Here is a 21,759-nt window from a genome sequence, read left to right on the forward strand (position 1 = left end):
GGCCTGCGCCGCTGGCGTCAGGCGATGTAGTCCGGCTGGCGCGCGGGCGCGGCCTGGGCGAAGGCGGGATGGGCGCTGGCGTGGGCAAAGACGGCCATCGCCCGCTCGTAGCGATCCAGCTCGCAACCCATGCGCAGCGCATTGGCCACCTGCGGCACCAGCGCCACATCGGCCAGCGTCGGCGCATTGCCGAAGCACCACTTGCCATGGCCATGGCGCGCCAGCAGCCGTTCGACGCCGGCCATGCCTTCGTCGATCCAGTGGCGGTACCAGGCGTCCTTCTGCTCGGGCGTGACCTTCAGCGTGTCCTGCAGGTAGCGCAGCACGCGCAGGTTGTTGACCGGGTGGATGTCGCAGCCGACCAGCATCGACAGCTCCAGCACGCGCGCGCGCTGCCCGGGGTCGTGCGGCAGCAGGCGCGGCTCGGGATGGCGCGCGTCCAGGTAGTCGATGATCGCGAACGACTGCCCCAGCGTGAAATCGCCATCGACCAGCGCGGGCACGGAGGCGGACGGGTTGATGCCATCGACATACTCGGCGTGGCGATGCTGGCCGGTGCGGATATTGACGCCGAGGTAGTCGTACGGCAAACCCTTGAGGGCCAGCGCGATGCGCACGCGGTACGAGGTGGAGCTGTTGAAGAAACTGTAGAGCTGCATGGTTCGGCCTGCCTGTTTCAGACCACGCGCACGGTCAGTTCGCCCAGGCCGTCGACGCCGGTGACCATGGTGTCGCCGGCCTTGACCGCGCCCACGCCCTCGGGCGTGCCGGTGAAGATCACGTCGCCCGGTTCCAGGCGGAAGAACTGCGACAGGTACGCCACGGTCTCGGCCACCGACCAGATCAGGTGCGACACGTCGCTGCGCTGCCTGGTTTCGCCATTGACCGTCAGCCAGATGCTGGCCTGCTGCGGGTGGCCGATAGCGCTGGCGCGGTGGATCGGGCCGACCGGCGCAGAGGCGTCGAAGGCCTTGCCGATTTCCCACGGGCGGCCCATCTCGCGCATCTTCATCTGCAGGTCGCGGCGCGTCATGTCGAGGCCGACGGCGTAGCCCCACACGTGCTCGAGGGCCTGCGCGACGGGAATATCCGAGCCACGCTTGCCGATCACGGCGACCAGCTCGGCCTCGTAGTGATAGTTCTGCGTTTGCGCGGGGTACGGCAGCTCGAGCGTGGTGCCGGCCTGCACCGGGACGATGGCGTCGGCGGGCTTGCAGAAGAAGAACGGCGGTTCGCGCTCGGGATCGAAGCCCATTTCGCGGGCGTGAGCGGCGTAGTTGCGGCCGACGCAGTAGACGCGACGCACGGCGAACTGGTCATCGCTGCCGGCAACGGGAATGGCGACGGTGGCGGGAGGCGTGAAGACGTAGGACATGGTGAGGCTTCCAGTGATGTGGCAGGTCAGCGCCGGCCCGGCAGTGCCGGATGGCACCGGCGGGCAGCGGCGGGCAGCGGCTCGGTCGGGATTGCCGGCTCAGGTGCGCGCTTCGCGCAGCAGGTTCAGCGCGGACAGCACCGGCCGGTCGGAATAGCTGAACAGCACGGCGTCTTCCAGCGCGCCGAGCTGCACCGGCGCCCACGATGGCGCCACGAACACGTCGCGCGGCTCGAACTGGAACTGCGCATCGCCGATGCGCACCGTGCCGCGCCCTTCCACCACGCTGTACACGGTGGCGTCGGTGCTGCGGTAGGTCTTGCCCTGGAACCCCGCCGGCAGGTACTGCATGAAGGTGGCGATGGTCGGCATCGGCCAGCCGCCGGTGGCCGGGTTGACGTAGCGCAGCTTGACGCCGTCCCACGGATCGAGCTCGCCGTTGCGGTAGAGCTGGTCCAGCGCCTCGCGCGAGCGCGCGTACGGGTAGCTGAACACCGGCGAGGTGGGATCGGTCACGCGGTGCCGTACCGGCACCATGTTGTGGCCGAAGCGGGCAAAGCTGTCGCCCTCGGCGCGGGTCACGGGCTGCTGCGCTTCGGGGTAGTTCTCGGCAAAGCCGGCGTCGAACTGCTGCACCATGGGGATGTCGAGGCCGTCCAGCCACACCACCGGCTCGCCGCCCTCCTCGACCGACGGGTTGCCATGGTCATGCCAGGTCCACGAGGGCGTGATGATGAAATCGCCGGGATGCATGGTGGCACGCTCGCCGTTGACGGCGGTCCAGGCGCCCTTGCCTTCGACGATAAAGCGCAGCGCCGACTGCGTATGGCGGTGGCTGGGCGCGATCTCGCCCGGCAGGATCAGCTGCAGGCCGGCGTACAGCGTCGAGGTGATGCTGGACTTGCCGGGGATGCCGGGGTTCTCCAGCACCAGCACGCGGCGCACCGCTTCCTCGGCGCTGATGACGCCGCCGGCCCGCATCACCAGCGGGCGGATCTGCGCGTACTTCCAGATCGCGGGGACGATCCGCGGCCGCGGCTGCGGCGGCACCAGGGCGTGCAGCGACTCCCACAGCGGGGTCATGTGGCTGCGGCCGATGTCTTCGTAGTAGGCCCGGCGGGCCGGGTCTGGGGTGTGCTCGGACATGCTGTCTCCATAACTTTGTACAAGGCGTTCGGGAGCGCTTGAATGGGTGCCTGCGTCACTGCGCACGGTCTGGTTGTCGTTATACGCTCCGCCCTATAAGATCTGAAATGAAGTTTTCATCTTATCGATACGATTTACCGTATAGGTCACGCCCCATGGATTGGACCCAGAGACTGCGCCTGCGCAACCTGCAGATGCTGCTGAGCCTGGCCGAGACCGGCAACATGAGCCAGTCCGCCGCCATGCTGAACACCACCCAGCCCGGGCTTTCCAAGTGGCTGAAGGACCTCGAGGACGATATCGGCCTGCCGCTGTTCGAGCGCCAGGCGCGCGGCCTGCGGCCCACCCCCTACGGCGAGTCGCTGATCGAGCACGCGCGCCGGATCGAGGCGCAGCTCGATACCGCCCGCGACGACCTGCAGGCCATGCGCGACGGCGGCAGCGGCATCGTGGTGGTGGGCACCTCGGGGGCCTCGGCGGCGGACACCGTGCCGCTGGCCGCGCTGCAGCTGATGCAGCGCATGCCGCGCGCCAGCGTGCGGCTGCTGGAAACCACCATGGACCGGCTCATGACCCAGCTGGCGCGCAGCGAGCTGGATATCGTGGTGGGCCGCTCGGCACCGGAGCTGCAGGATGGGCAGATGCGCACCGAATCGCTCTATATGGAGCCGATCCACTTCGTCGCGCGGCCCCGGCACCCCCTGCTGCAGGGCGGCAAGGTGGCGTGGGACGACCTGTACCGCCACCGCTGGGTGGTATGGCCGCGCGGCACGCCGATCCGCAATGCGCTGGAGGGCGCGCTCGCCAGCGCCGGGCGCGCGCTGCCGGCGGACTGCGTAGAGAGCAATTCCACCGTGCTCAACCTGACCCTGTTCAACAACAGCGACATGGTCGGGCTGGCCTCGCACCGGACCGCGCGCCGGCTGGAAGAGCTGGGCGCGCTGCGCATCGTGCCGTTGCGGCTGGCCGGGTTCGGCTCGGTGTCGATGTACTGGCGCGCGGATGGCGAATCCCGCGCGGCGGTGGCGGCGATGCTGGCATGCCTGAGGCTGGCGGCCGGCGTGGCCCAGGCACCCGCTGCCACCCCGGCCTAGCGCACCGCATAATGTCGTCAACCGCCACTTCCGGTGCCTGACATGCACCTTACCGACACCCGCGTCAGCGGCCTGCTGCGCCATCCGCTGCGCTTTGCCTGGCATACGATGCGGCAGTTCCGCGCCAACCAGGGCCTGCTGTTGGCCGGCGCGGTGGCCTACTACGCGCTGCTGTCGATCGTGCCGCTGCTGATCCTGATGGTGATTGCGCTGTCGCACGTGATCGAGCCCGCGTTGCTGCTGTCGACGCTGGCGCGCTATCTCGAATGGATCGTGCCCGGCCAGTCGCGCGCCCTGGTCACCGAGCTGGCCGGTTTCCTGCGCAACCGTGGCACCATCGGCTGGGTGCTGCTGGGCACCATGCTGTTCTTCAGCTCGCTCGCGTTTACCGTGCTCGAGAACGCCATGTCGGTCATCTTCGAGCACCGCGTAGCGATCCGGCGCCGCCATTTCCTGGTTTCGGCGCTGCTGCCCTACTGCTATATCGCCGTGCTCAGCATCGGCCTGCTGCTGGTCACCGTGGTATCCGGCGCGCTGCTGGCGATCGGCGAACGGCACGTCGAGGTGCTGGGCCGCGACTGGTCGCTGGACCGCCTCTCCACCGGCCTGCTCTACCTGCTCGGCTTTGTCGGCGAGGTGCTGATGCTGACCTCGATCTACCTGGTGATGCCGGTCGGCCGGCTGTCGCTGCGCCACGCGCTCAGCGGCGCGGTGATCGCCGCGGTGCTGTGGGAAATCTCGCGCCACGTGCTGGTGTGGTACTTCACCACGCTGTCGCAGGTGGGCCGCGTCTACGGCTCGCTGACCACGGCGATCGTGGTGCTGCTCAGCCTGGAAATCGCCGCGACGCTGCTGCTGCTCGGTGCGCAGGTGATTGCGGAATTCGAGCGGGGGGCCTGGCACCGGCTGCCGGAGCGCGGTGGCCGGGCGGAGGAATTTCATACCTGAGGGCCGCAGCCGCTGCGGTATGCTCCGCCTGATCCATCGCCGCGCCATCGCCTTTTGCCCGCATGACCGAAGCCACGCCCGACCGCCCCCGCCGCATCACCATCCACGACGTTGCCCGCGCCGCCGGGGTCTCGCTGACCACGGTGTCGCATGCGCTGAACGACCGCGGCGTGCTGGACCCGGCCACGCGCGCGCGCGTCAAGCGCGTTGCCGCGGAGCTGGGCTACCGGCCCAGCGTGCGGGCGCAGCGGCTGCAGTCGGGCCGCGCCAACTGCATCGCGCTGCTGTCATCGATGCCGTTCGCGGTGGCGGGCGGCACGTCGCGGCTGGGCTTCATGATGGAGGTGGCGGCAATCGCCGCCGAGGCGGCGATGGGGCGCGGCCTGGGCGTGGTGCTGGTGCCGCCGCTGGAAGGCGCCGGCGGGCTGCTCGATACGCTCGATATCGACGGTGCCATCGTGATCGAGCCGATTGCCGGCGACCCGCATATCGCGCGGCTGCGCGAGCGGGGCGTCAGCATCGTCTCGATCGGGCGCGAGCCGCTGACCGAGACCCCGGTGCCCTGCGTCGACCTGCAGTCGGCCGAGACCGCGCGGCTGCTGCTGGCGCACCTGCACGGCCACGGGCGCCGCCAGATCGGCCTGATGATCGGCGCGGCGCCGCGGCAGTCGTATGTGGAAACGGAACGCGCCTACCGCGAGTTCACGCAGGCGCTGGGCCTGCCCTGCCATGTCGTCAAGGCGGCCGAGGAACATGGCGAAGCCGCGGGCGCGGACGCCTGCGCGCAACTGCTGGCGCGGATGCCGGGACTGGATGCGCTGTGCGCGCCGGTGGATGCCTTCGCGGTCGGCGCCATGGCGCACCTGCAAGGGCTGGGCAAGCGCGTACCCGAGGATGTGCTGGTGGTGACCCGCTACGACGGCATCCGCGCGCGCAGCGCGCAGCCGCCGCTGACCGCGGTCAACCTGCACCTGGAGCGGGTCGCGTCGCTGGCGGTGGAACTGCTGTTCGCGCACCTGTCGGGCGAGCGCGGCCACACCGTGATTGCCGGCCCCGCGCCCGAACTGGTGGTGCGGGCCTCGTCCACGCCGAAAGACTAGCCGCGCAACAGCACCACCGCGCCGGACACCAGCGCGAACACCAGCACGCCGATGCGCAGCATGCGCTGGTTGATGCGCTTGTGCACCAGGTGGCTGGCGACCATGCCGACGCCGAGCACCGGCAGCAGGGCCGCGGCGTAGAACACCTGCTCCATGCCGAGCCGGCCGCCCAGCGCCAGCACCACCAGCGAGATCACCTCGCCCACCAGGAAGCACAGCGCCACGGTGGCGCGCAGCGTCGCCACCGGTGCGTGCTGGTAGGCCAGCGCCAGCGGCGGGCCGCCGACGCCGGTGGCGGTCTCGGTGACGCCGGTGATCAGGCCGGTGGAGGCAAAGGTCAGCCGCCCCGGCGTGAACGCCGGCGCCAGCAATGACACCACCGCCGCGGCGATGGTGCTGCCGCCGACCAGCGCGTTGAGCCACGCCATCGGCATCGCCACCAGCACCCACAGGCCGCCGAAGGTGCCGGCCACCCGGCCGGCGCTGATCCAGCCGGCCCCGCGCATGTCGATGGCGTGGCGCTCGCGCCAGGCCACGTAGGCGTTGAGCGGCAGCATCGCCAGCAGCAGCGCGCCGGGCAGCATCGCCGGCGCGGCCAGCGCCAGCACCGGCACCACGATCAGCGCAAAGCCCATGCCGGTGGCGCCCTGGATCAGCGCGCCGGTAAACACCGCCACGCCCACGCTGAACAGGGTCAGGTCCATGCTCATGCCGCCTCCGTGCCGGCGTGGCGGGCGCGGTGCACGTCGGCGGCGTCATGCAGCTTGCGGATCGGCGCGCCGGCGACGGTGTGCGCTGCCATGGCATGGATGTCGCGCATCAGCGCGCGCGCGTCCCAGTCGGTGGGCCAGCCCTGCCACAGGCGCAGGCTGCCGTCGACAAAGACCGCGCGGATCTGGTCGCGGTTGGCCAGCCGCACCAGTTCCCAGGTCAGGTCCCACGACGGCGTCAGTTCCGGCACGTCGAGGTCGACCAGCAGGAAGTCGGCGCGCTTGCCGGCGGCGATCTCGCCGGTGAGCGCGCCCAGCCCGGCCACGTCGGCCGCGTCGTGCGTGGCCATGTCGACCCAGCGCCAGCCCGCGCCGCAGGACGAATCGCCCACGCCGATGCCGAAGGCGAAGCGCTGCGCGGCCTCGGCATAGTCGAGCAGGCGGAAGCCGTCGCTGCGGGTGCCGTCGGTGCCCAGGCCCAGGCGCACGCCGAAGGTGGCCATGGTCTCGGCCGGCGCCACCGCGTTGCCCTTCCAGGCGCTGGCGACGGGGTTGTAGGCCACGGCGGCGCCGCTGTCGGCCAGCAGCCGGATTTCCTGCGGCGTCACCAGCGTGGCATGCGCCAGCAAGGCGGCCGGGCCGAGCGCGCCGATCGCGGCGAGATGCTCGATCGGCCGGCGCCCGCACGCGTTGAGCGAGCGCTCCACCGCCACCAGGTGTTCGTTGGCATGGGTCTGGAAAATGCGGCCGGACTCGGCGCACAGCTGGTAGACGTGATGCAGCATCGCGTCCGAAGCCACCTCGGGGATCGAGATCGCCAGCGACGGCGCCACCAGCGCATCGCCGGCGTAGCGGTCCAGGTGGGCGGCAGCGCGGCGCAGGATGGGCGCGGCGTCGAGCGTTTCGGCGCCGGGCTTGTCGTTGCAGATCAGGCCCAGCACGCAGCGCACGCCGGCATCGCTGACCGCGCGCGCGACCGCGTCCAGCCCGGCGTCGCTGCGCGTGCCGGCATCGACCACGGTGGTAAAGCCGCCGCGCAGCGCTTCCAGCGCCGCCAGCTTGGACGACAGGTACAGGTGCTCCGCCTTCAGGCTGCCCTCCAGCGGCACCCACACGCGCCGGAAGATTTCCGACGGCTCGCCGAACACCAGCGACTTGCCGAACGACTGGGTCAGGTGGTGATGCGTGTCGATCATGCCGGGCATCAGCAGCATGCGCGGCAGCGGCAGGGTCTCCAGCTGCGGGAAGCGCGCGGCGACGTCTTCGGCGGGGCCGACCGCGGTGAAGCGGCCGCCTTCCACCACCACCGCGTGGCCGCGTACCGCGCCCTGGCGCAGCAGGGTCCATTCCGGCAACAGGATGCGCGGGCGCTGGAAGCTGTCCGGCGCCAGCGCCGGGTTGAGGTCGCCGGGCCAGGCCGGCGTCGAGGCATAAGCTTGAGTCATGGCAATGCAGTAAGCCGGGTCAGTGCGTGGCGGCGGCATCGTCGCGCGCGATCGCGCCCGTGTCAGCCGTCGCGGTGCGCAGACCCGTATGGAAAAACAGGAAGTTGAGCAGCGCCGCGGTGAGGGCGCCCATCGCCACGCCATTGCCCACCAGGATGCGCAGGTTGGCCGGCAGGCCGCCATAGATGCCCGGCACCAGGATCGGCAGCAGGCCCACGGCCAGCGCCACCGCCACCACGTACATGTTGGCGTGGTCGCGCAGGTCCACCTTGCGCAGCATGTCGATGCCCATGGTGCCGACGATGCAGAACACCACCAGCCCGGTGCCGCCGACCACGGCCTCGGGGATCGCGCTGATCAGCGACGACACCGGCACCAGCAGCCCGAACGCCACCAGGATCGCGCCCGACATCGCCGTGACAAAGCGCGAGCGCACGCCGGTGGCACGCACGATGCCGATGTTCTCGCCGCTGGTGATGATCAGCGAGGTGCCGAACATCCCGCCCAGCAGCGAGGTCAGCGCGTCGGCGCGGATGGTGCGCGGCACGTCGCGCTGCTGGTCCACCGGCCGGCCCACGGCATCGCTGATCGCCAGGGTCTGGCCGGTGGCCTCCACCATCGAGATCACGGCGAACACCATCAGCGGGATCGCGGCCACCACGTCGAAGGTGGGCCAGCCGAATGGGAACGGCGTGGGCAACGCCAGCACCGGCGACATCGACACCTGGCCGAAGTGAAACGCACCGGCCAGCCACGCCACCAGGGCCCCGCCCAGCAGACCCAGCAGGATCGCCAGCTGCGCCAGCATGCCGCTGAGCCAGCGCGACGCCGCCACGGTGCAGGCGATGGTGGCGAAGGCCAGCAGCAGGTTGAGCGGATCGACCGCGCTGCCCGCGCCCGGGTGGCCGGCGACCAGCTTGCCCGATACCTGCGCCAGGTTGATCGCCACCAGCAGCAGCATGGTGCCAACCACCACCGGCGGGAAGTAGCGCAGGCAGCGCCGGAACACCGGCAGCACCAGGAAGTAGAACACGCCGGTCAGGATCACCGCGCCGGCGGCGGTCTGCACGTCGGTCTGCTGCGCGATCAGGATGAACAGCACGATCGGCGCGCCGCCGGGCAGCATGACGAACGGCAGGCGCGCGCCGATGCCGCGCTTGCCCAGCGACTGCAGCAGCGTACCCACGCCGCAGATTACGAAGGTGGCGCTGAGCAGCTGCACCGCCAGCGCGGGCGGGAAGTTCAGCGCCTTGCTCATCAGGAAGACCGACGCGATCGGCGACGCGGCCATGACCAGTACGTGCTGAAGGCCGAAGACAAACAGGCGCTGCCATGGCAGCCGTTCATCCACCGGCGCGGGGGCGGGGTAGGACATTGCTTTGCTCCTCGTTTGGTGTGTCGGGCGTTGTGCCGGTGGCGCTTTGGCCACTGGCTGCGTCTGTGCGCAGTTCGCTGCAGATATTATCGATTTCCGCTAACAAAAACGTTTTTGTAAGTGTAGGGAAACCCAATTTGCGATGCAAGCGGTTTTGTCGGCAAGGCAGCCGTGGTCTTCCCCTATATCGAGTAAATCGATAACGACTAGCAGCAAAACCCGTTTCACAAGTTGATGAGGCGGCGTCAAAGTACCCGCCACAGCGCCTTGCGCGCCACAACACGCCCCCGAAGGAGACGCCCCATGCGAGACAAGAACCGTCCGGCGCAATCTGCCGATCACGACCGGCCGCTATCCAGGCGACGCCGTTTGGTACAGGGTGCCGGCCTGCTGGCGCTGGGCGCGTCGCCGCTGGGCGCACTGGCCGCGCAGGCGGCGCGCGCGTCCGATGGCGTGACGCTGGCCGACGGCCCGCGCCCGCTGGTGCGCTATCCGGGCAAGCGCCCGCTGGTACGCGTCAGCACCCGGCCGCCACACCTGGAGACGCCCTTCTCCGCCTTCAATGAGGGGCCGATCACAGCCAACGACGCCTTCTTCGTGCGCTACCACCTGGCCAACCTGCCGCTGTCGGTGGATCTGGCCACCTATCGGCTGCGCGTTGGCGGCCACGTCGGCAAGCCGCTGCAACTGTCGCTCGATGAACTGAAGCGGTTGGCGGAGCCGGTCGATGTCGTCGCCGTGAACCAGTGCTCGGGCAACAGCCGCGGCTTCTCCGAGCCGCGCGTGTTCGGTGCGCAGCTGGCCAACGGCGCGATGGGCAATGCGCGCTGGACCGGCGTGCCGCTGCGCAAGGTGCTGGAGCACGCGGGCGTCAAGGCCGGGGCCAGGGTGGTGACCTTCAACGGCATGGATACGCCCGTGCTGCCGAGCACGCCGGACTTCCGCAAGTCGCTCGATATCGCCCACGCGATGAACGGCGAGCCGCTGCTGGCGTGGGGCATGAATGGCGAAGACCTGCCGCTGCTCAACGGCTACCCGCTCAAGCTGGTGGTGCCAGGCTACTTCGGCACTTACTGGATCAAGCACCTGCACGAGATCGAGGTGCTGGACCACCCGTTCGAGGGCCACGACGCGTTTTTCATGACCAAGGGCTATCGCGTGCCGGACAACGATTGCCAGTGCGTGGCCCCCGGCACGCCGGCGGCCAGGACGCGGCCGATCTCGACGCTGGCCGTGCGCAGCTTCATCACCAGCGTCGAAAGCGGCGGCAGGCTGCCGGCCGGCCGCGCCGTCGAGCTGAAGGGCATTGCCTTCGACGGCGGCTCGGGCATCCGCACGGTCGAGGTTTCCGTCGACGGCGGGCAGAACTGGCAGGCCGCCAGGCTTGGCGAAGACCTGGGCCGGTTCTCGTTCCGCGCGTGGCACTTGCCGGTCAGGTTCGCGCATAAGGGCCCGGCGGTGCTGATGGTGCGCGCCACCAGCAACAACGGCGAGACCCAGCCGGCAAAGGCCAGCTGGAACCCGGCGGGCTACCGCCGCAATGTCATCGAAGCCACGCCGGTCACCATCGCCTGAGGAACGCGCCATGAAAGCAACCATCGCTCCCGCGCTGCTGGCGCTTGCCCTGCTGGGTGCCGGCCATGCCGGCGCCGCGCCGCAGGACATCAAGCTGCCGGCGGAGAACGTCAAGCTCAGGCCGGCCAGACTCCCCGGCTATGGCATCGCCACGCAGAAATGCGCGATCTGCCATTCGGCCGACTACGTCTCCTACCAGCCGCCCGGGCTGAGCCTGGCGCAGTGGACCGCCGAGATGAAGAAGATGCAGCAGGCCTATGGCGCGCCGATCGACGATGCCGAGGTCGAGCAGCTCGGCGCCTACCTGGCGGTGGCCTATGGCTCTGCCAAGGCGAAGGATCCCGAGATCGTGGCGATCGCGCGGAAGGCGGACAAGCCCGCTGCCGCCGCGCCTGCGCCTTCGGCCGCGGCCGGCGTCGACGTGCAGGGACTGCTGGCGAAGAACGCCTGCCTGAGCTGCCACGGCGCGACGCAGAAGATCGTCGGCCCGGCCTATCACGAGGTGGCGGTCCGCTACAAGGGCGACCCGCAAGCGCAAGCCAGGCTGGAAGCCAGCATCCGCGGCGGCAGCAGCGGCAAGTGGGGCGCGGTGCCGATGCCGCCGTTCGCCGGCCTGAAGCCGGAGGAAGTGAAGGCGCTGGCGGCCTACGTTCGCCAGCAATAGGCGCAACCCCTGCCCTGACTGCAAGGCGCCCCGGCTGGTCCGGGGCGCCTTGCATGTTGGGCTTGCAAGTTCCGGCTGGCCCCTTATACTTAGCCGTATGGCTAACCATTGTGCCGAGTTTGCAGACGTGTCCCAGGCTGTCGATCTTTCCCCGCTGTCCGGCGTGTTCTACGCACTGGCGGACCCGACCCGCCGCGCCATCGTCAGCACGCTCGGGCGCGGGCCGGAAACGGTTTCGGCACTGGCGGCACCGTTCGCGATGGCGCTGCCCTCGTTCATGAAGCACCTGCAGGTGCTGGAGCGCAGCGGCCTGATCCGCTCGCGCAAGACGGGGCGCGTGCGCACCTGCGAACTGGTGCCGCAACCGCTGTCCGACGCACAGCAATGGCTGGCCGATCAGCGCGCCCTGTGGGAGGCCCGTACCGACCGCCTGGCGGCTTTTGTCGAAGCCCTTCACCAAGAGGAACAGTCCCATGACGAATGAAAACGCCGCCGGCCCGGAAAGCCAGGACCTGATCATCTCGCGCCTGCTCAAGGCCCCGCGCGCCAAGGTCTGGCGCGCCTGGAGCGATCCGCAGCTGCTCAAGCAATGGTGGTGCCCCAAGCCCTGGACCACCGAGGTCCGCGCCTTCGACATGCGCCCCGGCGGCGCCTTCCATACCTTCATGCAAGGCCCGGATGGCGGCACCAGCGACAACCCCGGCTGCTTCCTCGAGATCGTGCCGATGGAGAAGATCGTCTCCACCTCGGCGCTGGTCGCCGGCTATCGGCCCGGCACGCCGTGGCTGTCGATGACCGCGGTCATCACCATGGCCGACGAGGGCGACGGCACCCGCTACATCGCGCGCGTGATGCATCCCGACGAGGCCACGCGCAAGCAGCATGAGGAGATGGGGTTTTATGAGGGCTGGGGGACGTGCATTACGCAGCTGGAGGCGTTTGCGCAGCAGTTGAAGTGAGGAGGGTTATGCCGATGCTGTCGGCATCGCTGCGGGTGTGCTCCCCTCTCCCGCTTGCGGGAGAGCGGCGGGGGTGAGGGGTGGCGCTGGCAATAGCGACGGCCGTCGCTTCGTCGATACCTCTCCCCCTCACCCCAACCCTTTCCCGCAAGCGGGAGAGGGAGTACACAAGCGGGAGTTGGAAAGCTCGAGGCCGCGATGTCGCTGCGGGTTTTTCTGGTGCCTGCCTTTCAAAACCGGTGCCGCAACCCCACGCTCACCGACTTCGCATCATCCCCGCTGCCCGGATCGATCACGATGCTGTTGTTGCTGACGCTGCCGCCGGCGCTGTTGTGCACCAGCACCGCGCGCACGTAGGCCGTGGTGCGCTTGCTCAGATCGTGGTCCCAGCCCAGCGTGACTGCCAGCGGGCGCTGGCCGCCGCCGAGGATCTGGCGCTTGAGCGCGGCGGCCTTGAAGGTGTCGCGCGGGGTCACGGCCCAGCTGAAGGTCACGCCGTAGTGGCGGGCCGAGCGGGTCTCGGGCCGGTCGCTGCTGGCCGCGCTGAACAGCAGGCCGATCTCCACCGGCCTGAAGCGGTACGAGCCGCCGACGAAATGGTTCGACGTCAGCGTCGGCTCGACCGGCACATTGGCGCCCGAATACATCCCCTGGTAGCTGTAGAACGCATAGGCGTTGCCAGCCTCCCAGGTCGCGTTCATGCCGAAGTTAAGCCCGGAGCGCGCCGACCCCGGCACCTCGCCCGGCGCCACCGCCGCGCCGAAGCCGAAGCCGCCCCACTTGGGCGAGAAGTACTGCACCGCGTTGTCGAAGCGCGCGCCGTAGGCCACATGTCCGGTGCCTTGCGATGCGGTCGCGCTCAGCAGGTTGAACGGCGACACCGCGCCGTTCAGCAGGAACGGGTCCAGCCGCAGCAGCGCATAGAACGATGGCGTGTACTGCCGCCCCAGCCGCAGCTCGCCCCAGCCGCCTGACAGCCCCAGGTAGGCCTGCCGCCCGAACAGCCGGCTGTTGCCGAAGAACTCGGTGCCGGTGTCGATGTTGAAGCCCGACTCGACCAGGAAGTTGGCCTTGAGCCCGTCGCCGAGGTCTTCGATGCCGCGGATGCCCCAGCGCGACGCGGCCTGCTGGCCTTCGCGCATGCGCACCACGCTGTCCGAGCCCCTGGCGTATTCGATCGACGCATCGACCACGCCGAACAACTGCATGGTGCCGGCCGCGGCATTGCCCGCGGCCAGGGCCACGCCCATCGCCATCCACTGTGCTGCCTTCACGCTCTCTGTCTCCCGTCCTTGTTGTTGTGTGTCTGCCCTACTTCGCCTGCAGCCCCGCCACCTTCACCACTTCGCCCCATGCGGCCAGGTCGGCGCTGAGCAGCTTGCCGAGGTCGGCCGGGCTCGACGGCGCGGCCGGCTGCAGGTTCATCGCGGCGAATTTGGCGCGGTCGGCGGGGGTCTGCAAAATGCGGTTGACCTCGGCATTGAGCCGCTCGACGATCGGCGCGGGCACGCCCCTGGGCCCGAAGATGGCGACCCAGCTGGCCTGCTGGAACGGCACGCCCTGCTGCGACATGGTCGGCACGTCCGGCGCGGTCAGCAGGCGCTCCGGGCCGGACACCGCGATGCCGCGGATGCGGCCGGACTTCAGGTGCGGCACCGACGAGATGGCATCGGTAATGCCGATGGTGACGTGGCCCGCGGCCAGGTCGTTGCTGCACTGGGTGGCGGTCTTGTACGGGATGTGGCGCAGGCGGATGCCGACCCTGGCCTTCAGGTATTCCATCGCCAGGTGGCCGCCGGAGCCGACGCCCCACGAGCAATAGGCCAGCTCCGTCTTGCTGGCCCTGGCATAGGCGATCAGTTCCTGCAGGCTGCGCACCGGCACATCGGCGCTGACCGCCAGCAGGTTGCCGCCGGGCTGGCTGGGCCGCGCGATCGGCGTGAAGTCCCTGACCGGGTCGTACGGCAGCGACGGCGTGGTCCACGGGTTCACCGTCATGGTCGCGGCATAGGTGAACAGCAGCGTGTAGCCGTCGGGCGCGGCGCGCGCCACGGTCTCGCTGGCGATGATGCCGTTGGCGCCGGGGCGGTTGTCGACCACCACCGGCTGCTTCAGCCCCGCGCTCAGGCGCTCGGCAACCAGCCGCGCGGTCTGGTCGGTCACGGTGCCCGCGCCCGACGGCAGCACCATGCGGATCGGCTTGCTGGGGTAGGTGGCCTCGGCGTGCGCGCTGGCGGCGCCCGCCAGGATCAGCGCCGCGGCCAGGGCCGCGCGCGTGGCGCGCGCCCTGAGGGCGCCATTGTGCTGGCTGCTCATGTTGCTGTCTCCGTTGCGGCGCATGGGCCGCGCATGCCGGTACGTTGCCGGCGTGTCGTCAGCGGGCGCGCCGGCTGGCCCGGGCGCCCGCGCTGAACCGGCTCAGGCCTGCGCCTGCGCCGCGTGATCGAGTGCCGCCAGCCGCTCGTAGTGCCAGTCGGCATCGCCGAACAGGTTGGCGTGCGCCGCCAGGCGCTTGTAGCAGTGGCCGACTTCCACCTCGTCGGTCATGCCGACGGCGCCGTGCAGCTGCACCGCGTCCTCGCCCAGCGCGCGCCCGGCCTCCGAGACAAAGGCCTTGGCGTGGGAGACCGCGCGCATGCGCGCCACCGCATCGCCCTGCAGCGCGTCGGCCGCGGCTTCGGTGATCGCGCGCGCCTGCTCGACGCTGACATAGAGATCCACCAGCCGGTGCCGGATCACCTGGCTGGCGGTCAGCGGCCGGCCGAACTGCTCGCGCGTCGCCAGGTGGTCGCGCGTCAGCTCGAACGCGCGCGACATGGCGCCGACGGCTTCGGCACAGGCCATCACGGTGGCGCGGTCGATGGCCGCCTCCACCAGCGGCCAGGCACCGTCGCGCGCGCCGATGCGCGCGCTGTCCGGCACCACGGCGCGACGCAGCGTCACGCTGGCGGTCTGGCGGCCGTCGTAGGTCGGCAGCGCCTCGACGCTGACGCCGCGCGTATCGGCCGGCACCGCGAACAGGGTCAGGCCATGGCGCTCGCGGCGCTGGCCGCCGGTGCGCGCCAGCACCAGCAGCAGGCTGGCGCTGCCGCCGCCCAGCACCAGCGTCTTGCGGCCCTCCAGCGTCCATTGCCCCGGGGCGTGGGCGTGCGCGGTGGTGCTGATATCGAAGGCGTCATAGCGCCCCCGCGTTTCCCACGCGGCCAGCGCCAGCATGGCGCCGCCTTCGGCCATCGCCGCGGCGGCGGCCGCGTGCGCGGGATCGCCGCAGGCGGCCAGCAGCGGCGCGCACAGCGCGGCATTGGCCAGCCACGGCTCGGCGGGCTGCGCGCGGCCCAGTTCCTCGGCCAGCAGCGCCTGGTCGGTGGCGTCGCCGAAGCCGCCGCAGGCTTCGGGCAAACCCAGCGCGAGCCAGCCCATCTCGGCAAAGGCACGCCAGTGCGTGCGCGAGAAGCCATCGGGCCCGGCCAGCGCGGCGCGGCGCTGCTCGAAGCCGTAGCCGCGTTCGACATAGCGCCGCACGCTGTCGCGCAGCATGCGGCGATCGTCCGTTGCATCGCTCATCTGTTGGTGTCCTTATGCGGAGGTTGCAGCCACCGTGGCCGCGCTACAGGCCCAGCACCTGCTTGGCCAGCAGCTCATGCTGGATCTCGCTGGAGCCGCCGGCGATGGTGTAGCCGCGCGTGACGAAGCGGCGCGCCGACGCCGCGGCGGCGTAGGCGGAGCGCCCCGGTTCCGGCGCGGCGGGCTCGAAATGCGCGGCGCGGTCGTAGGCCAGCGTGTCCGGCCCCAGCGCGTCGACCGCCAGGTTCTCGATGTCCTGGATCAGCCGGCTGCCCAGCAGCTTGAGCATGCCGGTCTCCGGCCCCAGCGCCTGGCCCGCGCGCGCCTGCCGGCGAAAGCGCAGCACCGTGGCCGCCAGCGCCTCGAGCCGCACCTCCAGCGCGCGCAGGCGGCGCGCGAACCACGGCCGCTGCAGCAGCGGCTGGCCGCCCTCTTCCAGCTCCGCGCCGATGGCGCGCACCTTGGCCAGCCGGCGTCGGTTCTCGGCCACGCGCGCCAGGTTCAGCCGCTCGTGCTCGAGCAGCGACTTGGCGATGGCCCAGCCGGCGTTCTCGTCGCCGACGCGGTTTGCCACCGGCACCTCCACCTCGTCGAAGAACACCTGGTTGAACAGGTGCCAGCCATGGATGCCGACCAGCGGCCGCACGCTCACGCCGGGGCTGCGCATGTCGATCAGCAGGAAGCTGATGCCCTGCTGGGCGCGCGCCCCGGTATCGGTGCGCACCAGGCAGAAGATCCAGTCGGCGTACTGCGCGTACGAGGTCCAGATCTTGCTGCCGCTGACCACGTAGACCTCGCTGCCGTCGGCCCGGGTCCGGCGCACCGCGCGCGTCTTCAGCGAAGCCAGGTCCGAGCCGGCGTTGGGCTCGGAATAGCCCTGGCACCACCAGTGCTCCTGGTTCAGGATGCGCGGCAGGAAATACTGCTGCTGCGCCGGCGTGCCATAGCGGATCAGGATCGGCCCGATCATCTCGAGGCTGATGCCGCCGCTCTCGGGCGCGTGCGCGAGCACCAGTTCCTCCTGGAACACCGCGCGGCGCTCGGCGCTCCAGTCGCAGCCCTGCCAGGCCGCCGGCCAGTGCGGCACCAGCCAGCCGCGCTCGGCCAGGCGGTGCTGCCAGTCGACCAGCTCCTGCTTGCTGACTTCCAGCCCGAGCCTGACCTTCTCGCGCACGGCATGCGGCAGCGCACGCGCGACAAACGCGCGCACCTCGCCGCGGAAGGCCCGCAGCGAGGCCTCGTCATCGTTGATAAGGGAATTGGTCATGGTGTCTGTCTTCAAGCGTTGCCGGCGCGCGCAACGGATGCCGCGCGCATGCCGCCCTTGATCGCGGCCACGCCCTCGGCCGGGAAACCGCCGATGGTGGCGGCCAGCACGCGCGCGCGGTCCAGCACCTGGGCGTCGTCGACCATCTCGGTGGCGATGCCCAGGCGCAGCAGCTCGGGCGCCGGCACGCGGTCGCCCAGCAGGCACAGGCGCGCGGCCACGGCTTCGGCATGGCGCAGCGCCAGCCACTCGGCATTGCGCGGTGCGGCCATGCCCAGGCGGATCTCGCCGATCTGCAGGAAGGCGCCGGCGCCGCACACCAGCAGGTCGCCGGCCAGCGCCAGCGCCGCGCCGCCGTTGATGGCATGGCGCTCGAGCGCCACCACCCAGGCCTTGCGGCTGTGCCGCAGGCCCCGGTGCACGCGCTCCCACACCGGCGCGAACGCTGCCAGCCCGCCGGCTTCGGCCTGCAGCGCCTGCAGGTCCAGTCCGGAACAGAAGCCGCCGTCGGCGCCGCGCAGCAGCACCGCGCGCACGCTGTCGTCGGCAGCGAGGGTCGCAATCGCGTCGCCGAGCGCGCGCGCCAGCGCCATGTCGATGGCATTGCGGCGCGCGGGGCGGTTCAGCACCAGCTCGGCCCAGCCGGCGTGGCGCTGCAGCAGGACGGGAGGATGCGGCGCGCTCATGCCGCCTCTTGCTCGATGTGTTCCATGCCGACGTGGCCGGCACGCGCCATGGCGTCGACCTCCGCGGCGCCGTAGCCCAGTTCCGCCAGCACCTCGGCGGTATGCTGGCCAAGCCGCGGCACCGCGGGCAGGCCGCCGACGGGCAGGCCGGCCATGGTAAAGGGCAGCCCGGGCAGCTCCAGGCGGCCACCCTCGCCGTCGTCCACCGGCCGCAGGATGCCGCTGGCATGGACGTCGGCGCTGGCCTTGACCTGGTGATAGTCGCGCACCACGCCCACCACCACCTGGTGCCGTTCCAGCAGCGCGCGCGCGGCATCGCCGCTCAGGTGGCACAGGGCGTCGTGCAGGATGGCGAGCAGCGCGGCACGGTGCCGCACCCGCAAGGCGTTGGTGGCAAAGCGCGGATCGTGCGCCAGCGCGGGCTGGCCGATGGCCTGGCATAGCCGCGCCCAGTGTTCGTCCAGATAGGCCGACAGCACGATATGGCCGTCGGCCACCGCGATCACGTCGGCCGCCGGCGCGGCCTTGGGCTGGCTGTTGCCGCTGCGCACCGGCAGCGCGCCGGAGCACTGGTACTCGGCCCACAGCTGGGCCTGCAGCTGCACGCCCACCGACAGCAGCGAGGTCTCGATGGTCGCGCCGGCGCCGGTGCGCTCGCGCCGGAACAGCGCGGCCAGGATGGCGTTGCCGGCTGCCAGCGCGGTGGCCGCGTCGATCAGCGCGAAGCCGGCCTTGAGCGGCTGCCCGCCGGCCTCGCCGGTGACCGACATCATGCCGCTCTCCGCCTGCGCGGCAATGTCCAGCCCGGGACGCGTGCGCGACGGCCCGCGCGTGCCGAAGCCGCTGATCGAGGCATGGATCAGGCCGGGACGCGCGGCGCGCAGCGTGGCGGCGTCCAGCCCCAGCGCTTCCATCACGCCGGCGCGAGTGTTGTGCAGCACCACGTCGCTGGCCAGCGCCAGCCGCCGCGCCGCGTCCAGCCCCCCGGGCGTGCGCAGGTCCAGCGCGATGCCGCGCTTGCCGCGGTTGTAGGCCAGGAACATCGGGCTTTGCGGGCTGGTGCCGTCAAAGCGCCGCGCACTGTCGCCGCGCAGCGCCTCCACCTTGACCACGTCCGCGCCCAGGTCGGCCAGCATCATGGCCGCGCCCGGCGCCGCGATGAACTGCCCGAACTCCGCCACGCGTATGCCTGCCAGCGGCAGGTCTTGCCGGTTTGCCATGCGGTTCCACTCCCGAAGAAGCCGGCGCGGCCGGCGGTTGGCGTCGATGTGGAGCGATCATGCGTCAGCACCGCGCACAACGGCAGATGCCAAAACGGCTGCGGTGCAAACCACGGGTTAGCACCCCGGGTTATCCCGAACCTCGCGGATTGCCGCTATGCTGGGCGCCCTGGCCATCGCCTGAACGGGACCCTCCATGCGCCTGAACCAACTGCAGGACTTCATCGCCGTGGCCGAGCACGGCAGCATCCGCGCCGGCGCACGCGCCCGCGACGTGTCGGCGCCAGCACTCACCAAGAGCATCCGCCAGCTCGAGGAAGAGCTGCACGTGCCGCTGCTGACCCGTACCACCCGCGGCGTGGTGCTGTCGCGCTATGGCGAGGCCTTCCTGCGGCGCGCGCGCCTGATCGCCACCGAGGCGCGCAAGGCCAGCGACGAGATGCGCCAGATGCTGGGCGTGCGCAACGGCGTGGTGCGCGTGGGCGCCACCGGCGGTCCGGCGCACCTGCTGCTGCCGGCGGTGCTGACACGCTTCCGCGCCCAGCATCCGGACGTGCTGGTCTGCATCGACAGCGGCGTCTACCCGATGCACCTGGACGACCTGCGCGCGGGCGTGATGGACATGGCGGTCAGCCCGGTGCCGGACGAGGGCATCGAGCGCGAGTTCACGTGCGAGCCGCTCTACAACAACGATTCAGTGGTGGTGGCGCACCGCGAGCACCCGCTGCGGCATGCGCGCCGCCTGCACGAGCTGGTGGGCTCGGACTGGGTGCTGACCGGCCAGCGCATGCAGGGCCCGGGCGCCGCCATCCTCGATGCCTTTCGCGAGCACAACCTGCCGCTGCCGCGCGTGGCGGTGCGCTGCGACACCATCGGCATGATCCAGTCGCTGCTGCAGGACCGCCACCTGCTGTGCATGCTGCCGCGCCAGCTGGTGCCGGGCCAGCTTGCCGCCGCCGGGCTGGTGCCGCTGCCGATCGAAGACCGCCTGCCCAGCCACCGCGTCAGCCTGATCTATCGCGCCGATTCGCCGATGACGCCGGTCGCCGCCCAATTTGCCACGCAGCTCCGGCGCGAAGTCCACTACCTGACTCACCTGCCCGACAGCCCGCTGCGCCGCCCCACGTAGCGCTCCCGGCTGGCGCGCGTTAGCGCAGCGCGTGGCGCGCGGGAACTGCCAGCAGCGACACGGTGCTAACCAGCGGTTTACACCCGAAATTCCCGAACCGCCGCCGGGCCGCGCCGGCGCTGGCTTTGCGGCAGCCACGCCGCGGCGCGGCGGGATTTTCCCCAATCCCTGCGCGGCGCCTTCTTGCCTGACAGTGGCACCGGATATCAACCGGATAGCAGGGAGGCAAGCATGCAGGACATCGAAGACCGGCCGTCGGCACTGGTCACGGGCACGGGGATCGACAGCGCCGGCGACGGCGTCTGGCTGCTGCACGGGCAGGGCCAGAGCTTCGTTGCCGATATCGGCGACGGCCTGCTGGTGGTCGACAGCGGCCCCGGCGGGCGCGTCACGCGCGGCATGATCGAGGCGCTGCGCACCCGGACCAGCCTGCCGGTGCTGGCGATCTGCTACAGCCACGGCCACCTGGGCTACAACGCCGGCCTGCAGCAATGGCTGGACCACGCCGCCGCGCGCGGCGAGCCCGCGCCGCGCGTGCTGGCCCACGTCAACGTCCTGGCGCGCCAGGCGCGCTACCGCGAGACCGAGCGCATGCAGCAGCGCATGGCCGAGATCCAGTTCCGCCAGCCGGCCGGCGCGCTGGCGGGCAAGCTGGCCCAGGCGGCGCCCACCGAAACCTTTGCCGATGGCGTGACGCTGGGCCACGGCGAGCGCCGTGCCGAAATCCTGTGGGCGCCGTCCGAGACCGACGACGCCGTGGCGGTCTGGCTGCCCGGCCGGCGCCTGCTCTACGGCGGCCCGGCGGTGATCGACTCGATCCCCAACATCGGCACGCCATTCCGCACCATGCGCGACACCGTGCGCTGGGCCGACACGCTCGAACGCCTGGCGGCGCTGCAACCGCGGGCAGTCGTGCGCGAGTTCGGCGCCACCGTGCAGGGCGAAGCCGAATGCCAGCGCGTGCTGGGCGAAACCGCACGCGCCCTGCGCTGGCTGCGCGCCGAGGTGGTGCGGCTGATGAACGCGGGCTGCAACGAGCGCCAGATGCTGGCCGCGCTGCGCCCCCCCGCGGCGCTGTTCGACCAGCCCTGGATGCGGCCCACCTATGGCGACCCCAGCTACATCGCGCGCGACATCTACCGCTCGGAGAACGGCTGGTGGGACCGCAACGCGACCACGCTGCACCCGGCGCCGCCGCAGCAGGCCGCAGCGGAGATCGCCGCCGCCGTGGCCGACCATGGCGCGCTGCTGCGCCACGCGCAGGCGCTGGCCGAGCGCGGCGATACGCAGCTGGCCCTGCACGTGATCGACGTGCTGGCGCTGGCGCCGGATCAAACCCCGAGCGTGCGCGAGGCGCGCCGGCTCAAGGCGGCGTGGCTGCGCCAGCGCGCCACGCAGGTTCGCAGCTATGTGTCGCGCAGCCTGTACGGCGCGGCCGCCGACGCGCTGGAGAGCGAGGCGGCGGACAACTTCGGCCTGCACTAGCAAGCCTTCTGCACCCG

General features: G+C 70.9%; 21 protein-coding genes. 9 read left to right on the forward strand and 12 right to left on the reverse strand.

The features are described from left to right. Positions 1-17: 17 nt before the first annotated feature. The 3 genes from maiA to gtdA all read right to left on the reverse strand — a co-directional run bounded on the left by maiA (position 18) and on the right by gtdA (position 2,521). Positions 18-659, reverse strand: a complete 642-nt coding sequence (maiA, locus tag A3AG_RS0107645) for a maleylacetoacetate isomerase (protein WP_018004856.1) — start codon at positions 657-659, stop codon at positions 18-20. A 17-nt stretch (positions 660-676) separates the two neighbouring features. Continuing rightward, positions 677-1,375, reverse strand: coding sequence for a fumarylacetoacetate hydrolase family protein (locus A3AG_RS0107650; protein ID WP_018004857.1), 699 nt, complete (start codon positions 1,373-1,375; stop codon positions 677-679). 99 nt (positions 1,376-1,474) lie between these two features. Further along, positions 1,475-2,521, reverse strand: coding sequence for a gentisate 1,2-dioxygenase (gene gtdA, locus A3AG_RS0107655; RefSeq protein WP_018004858.1), 1,047 nt, complete (start codon positions 2,519-2,521; stop codon positions 1,475-1,477). A 155-nt stretch (positions 2,522-2,676) separates the two neighbouring features. Here gtdA and A3AG_RS0107660 point away from each other — a divergent pair, with 155 nt between their 5' ends. The 3 genes from A3AG_RS0107660 to A3AG_RS0107670 all read left to right on the forward strand — a co-directional run bounded on the left by A3AG_RS0107660 (position 2,677) and on the right by A3AG_RS0107670 (position 5,663). Beyond that, complete coding sequence (locus tag A3AG_RS0107660; RefSeq protein ID WP_018004859.1) at positions 2,677-3,615, forward strand: LysR family transcriptional regulator; 939 nt, start codon at positions 2,677-2,679, stop codon at positions 3,613-3,615. 42 nt (positions 3,616-3,657) lie between these two features. Then, positions 3,658-4,563, forward strand: coding sequence for a YihY/virulence factor BrkB family protein (locus A3AG_RS0107665; protein WP_018004860.1), 906 nt, complete (start codon positions 3,658-3,660; stop codon positions 4,561-4,563). Positions 4,564-4,625: 62 nt separating this feature from the next. Further along, complete coding sequence (locus A3AG_RS0107670; RefSeq protein ID WP_018004861.1) at positions 4,626-5,663, forward strand: LacI family DNA-binding transcriptional regulator; 1,038 nt, start codon at positions 4,626-4,628, stop codon at positions 5,661-5,663. Here A3AG_RS0107670 and A3AG_RS0107675 read toward each other — a convergent pair. The 3 genes from A3AG_RS0107675 to A3AG_RS0107685 are packed head-to-tail and all read right to left on the reverse strand — an operon-like array spanning position 5,660 to position 9,193. Then, a complete protein-coding gene (locus tag A3AG_RS0107675; protein WP_081610702.1) occupies positions 5,660-6,367 on the reverse strand; it encodes a sulfite exporter TauE/SafE family protein in 708 nt (235 codons plus the stop codon). The genes A3AG_RS0107670 and A3AG_RS0107675 overlap by 4 nt on opposite strands. A 2-nt stretch (positions 6,368-6,369) precedes the next feature. Then, positions 6,370-7,818: an amidohydrolase family protein gene (locus tag A3AG_RS0107680; RefSeq protein ID WP_018004863.1), complete on the reverse strand. Its 1,449-nt coding sequence runs from the start codon at positions 7,816-7,818 to the stop codon at positions 6,370-6,372. Positions 7,819-7,837: 19 nt separating this feature from the next. Beyond that, complete coding sequence (locus A3AG_RS0107685; RefSeq protein ID WP_018004864.1) at positions 7,838-9,193, reverse strand: uracil-xanthine permease family protein; 1,356 nt, start codon at positions 9,191-9,193, stop codon at positions 7,838-7,840. A 303-nt stretch (positions 9,194-9,496) separates the two neighbouring features. Here A3AG_RS0107685 and sorA point away from each other — a divergent pair, with 303 nt between their 5' ends. The 4 genes from sorA to A3AG_RS0107705 all read left to right on the forward strand — a co-directional run bounded on the left by sorA (position 9,497) and on the right by A3AG_RS0107705 (position 12,391). After that, a complete protein-coding gene (sorA, locus tag A3AG_RS0107690; protein WP_018004865.1) occupies positions 9,497-10,768 on the forward strand; it encodes a SorA family sulfite dehydrogenase catalytic subunit in 1,272 nt (423 codons plus the stop codon). A 10-nt stretch (positions 10,769-10,778) separates the two neighbouring features. After that, positions 10,779-11,432 carry a SorB family sulfite dehydrogenase c-type cytochrome subunit gene (gene sorB, locus A3AG_RS0107695; protein ID WP_018004866.1) on the forward strand — a complete coding sequence of 218 codons (654 nt, stop codon included), beginning with the start codon at positions 10,779-10,781 and terminating at the stop codon, positions 11,430-11,432. Between the two features lie 97 nt (positions 11,433-11,529). Continuing rightward, entirely contained in the window at positions 11,530-11,916 is a 387-nt protein-coding gene (locus A3AG_RS0107700; RefSeq protein WP_018004867.1) for an ArsR/SmtB family transcription factor, read from the forward strand. Next, positions 11,906-12,391, forward strand: a complete 486-nt coding sequence (locus A3AG_RS0107705; RefSeq protein ID WP_018004868.1) for an SRPBCC family protein — start codon at positions 11,906-11,908, stop codon at positions 12,389-12,391. The genes A3AG_RS0107700 and A3AG_RS0107705 overlap by 11 nt, the downstream gene beginning before the upstream one ends. A 230-nt stretch (positions 12,392-12,621) precedes the next feature. On the opposite strand, the gene A3AG_RS0107710 is transcribed toward A3AG_RS0107705, so the two are convergent. From A3AG_RS0107710 to A3AG_RS0107735, 6 genes are all read right to left on the reverse strand, one after another. Beyond that, positions 12,622-13,647 carry a porin gene (locus A3AG_RS0107710; RefSeq protein WP_018004869.1) on the reverse strand — a complete coding sequence of 342 codons (1,026 nt, stop codon included), beginning with the start codon at positions 13,645-13,647 and terminating at the stop codon, positions 12,622-12,624. 55 nt (positions 13,648-13,702) lie between these two features. Then, complete coding sequence (locus A3AG_RS0107715; RefSeq protein ID WP_018004870.1) at positions 13,703-14,707, reverse strand: Bug family tripartite tricarboxylate transporter substrate binding protein; 1,005 nt, start codon at positions 14,705-14,707, stop codon at positions 13,703-13,705. Positions 14,708-14,809: 102 nt separating this feature from the next. Next, a complete protein-coding gene (locus A3AG_RS0107720; protein WP_018004871.1) occupies positions 14,810-15,955 on the reverse strand; it encodes an acyl-CoA dehydrogenase family protein in 1,146 nt (381 codons plus the stop codon). Positions 15,956-15,998: 43 nt separating this feature from the next. After that, positions 15,999-17,222 carry an acyl-CoA dehydrogenase family protein gene (locus A3AG_RS0107725; RefSeq protein WP_018004872.1) on the reverse strand — a complete coding sequence of 408 codons (1,224 nt, stop codon included), beginning with the start codon at positions 17,220-17,222 and terminating at the stop codon, positions 15,999-16,001. Positions 17,223-17,233: 11 nt separating this feature from the next. Then, positions 17,234-17,908: an enoyl-CoA hydratase/isomerase family protein gene (locus A3AG_RS0107730; RefSeq protein WP_018004873.1), complete on the reverse strand. Its 675-nt coding sequence runs from the start codon at positions 17,906-17,908 to the stop codon at positions 17,234-17,236. Beyond that, positions 17,905-19,128 (reverse strand): CaiB/BaiF CoA transferase family protein, encoded by a 1,224-nt coding sequence (locus A3AG_RS0107735; protein WP_018004874.1) that lies wholly within the window; start codon positions 19,126-19,128, stop codon positions 17,905-17,907. Before A3AG_RS0107735 ends, A3AG_RS0107730 begins: the two co-directional genes overlap by 4 nt. A 196-nt stretch (positions 19,129-19,324) precedes the next feature. Between A3AG_RS0107735 and A3AG_RS0107740 the strand changes: the two genes are divergently transcribed. Together A3AG_RS0107740 and A3AG_RS0107745 are read left to right on the forward strand one after the other, a co-directional pair. Beyond that, complete coding sequence (locus A3AG_RS0107740; protein ID WP_018004875.1) at positions 19,325-20,257, forward strand: LysR family transcriptional regulator; 933 nt, start codon at positions 19,325-19,327, stop codon at positions 20,255-20,257. A gap of 231 nt (positions 20,258-20,488) precedes the next feature. Further along, positions 20,489-21,742 carry an alkyl sulfatase dimerization domain-containing protein gene (locus A3AG_RS0107745; protein WP_018004876.1) on the forward strand — a complete coding sequence of 418 codons (1,254 nt, stop codon included), beginning with the start codon at positions 20,489-20,491 and terminating at the stop codon, positions 21,740-21,742. The last annotated feature ends 17 nt before the right edge of the window (positions 21,743-21,759 follow it).

It is taken from the genome of Cupriavidus neocaledonicus, assembly GCF_000372525.1.
Lineage (GTDB): Bacteria > Pseudomonadota > Gammaproteobacteria > Burkholderiales > Burkholderiaceae > Cupriavidus > Cupriavidus neocaledonicus.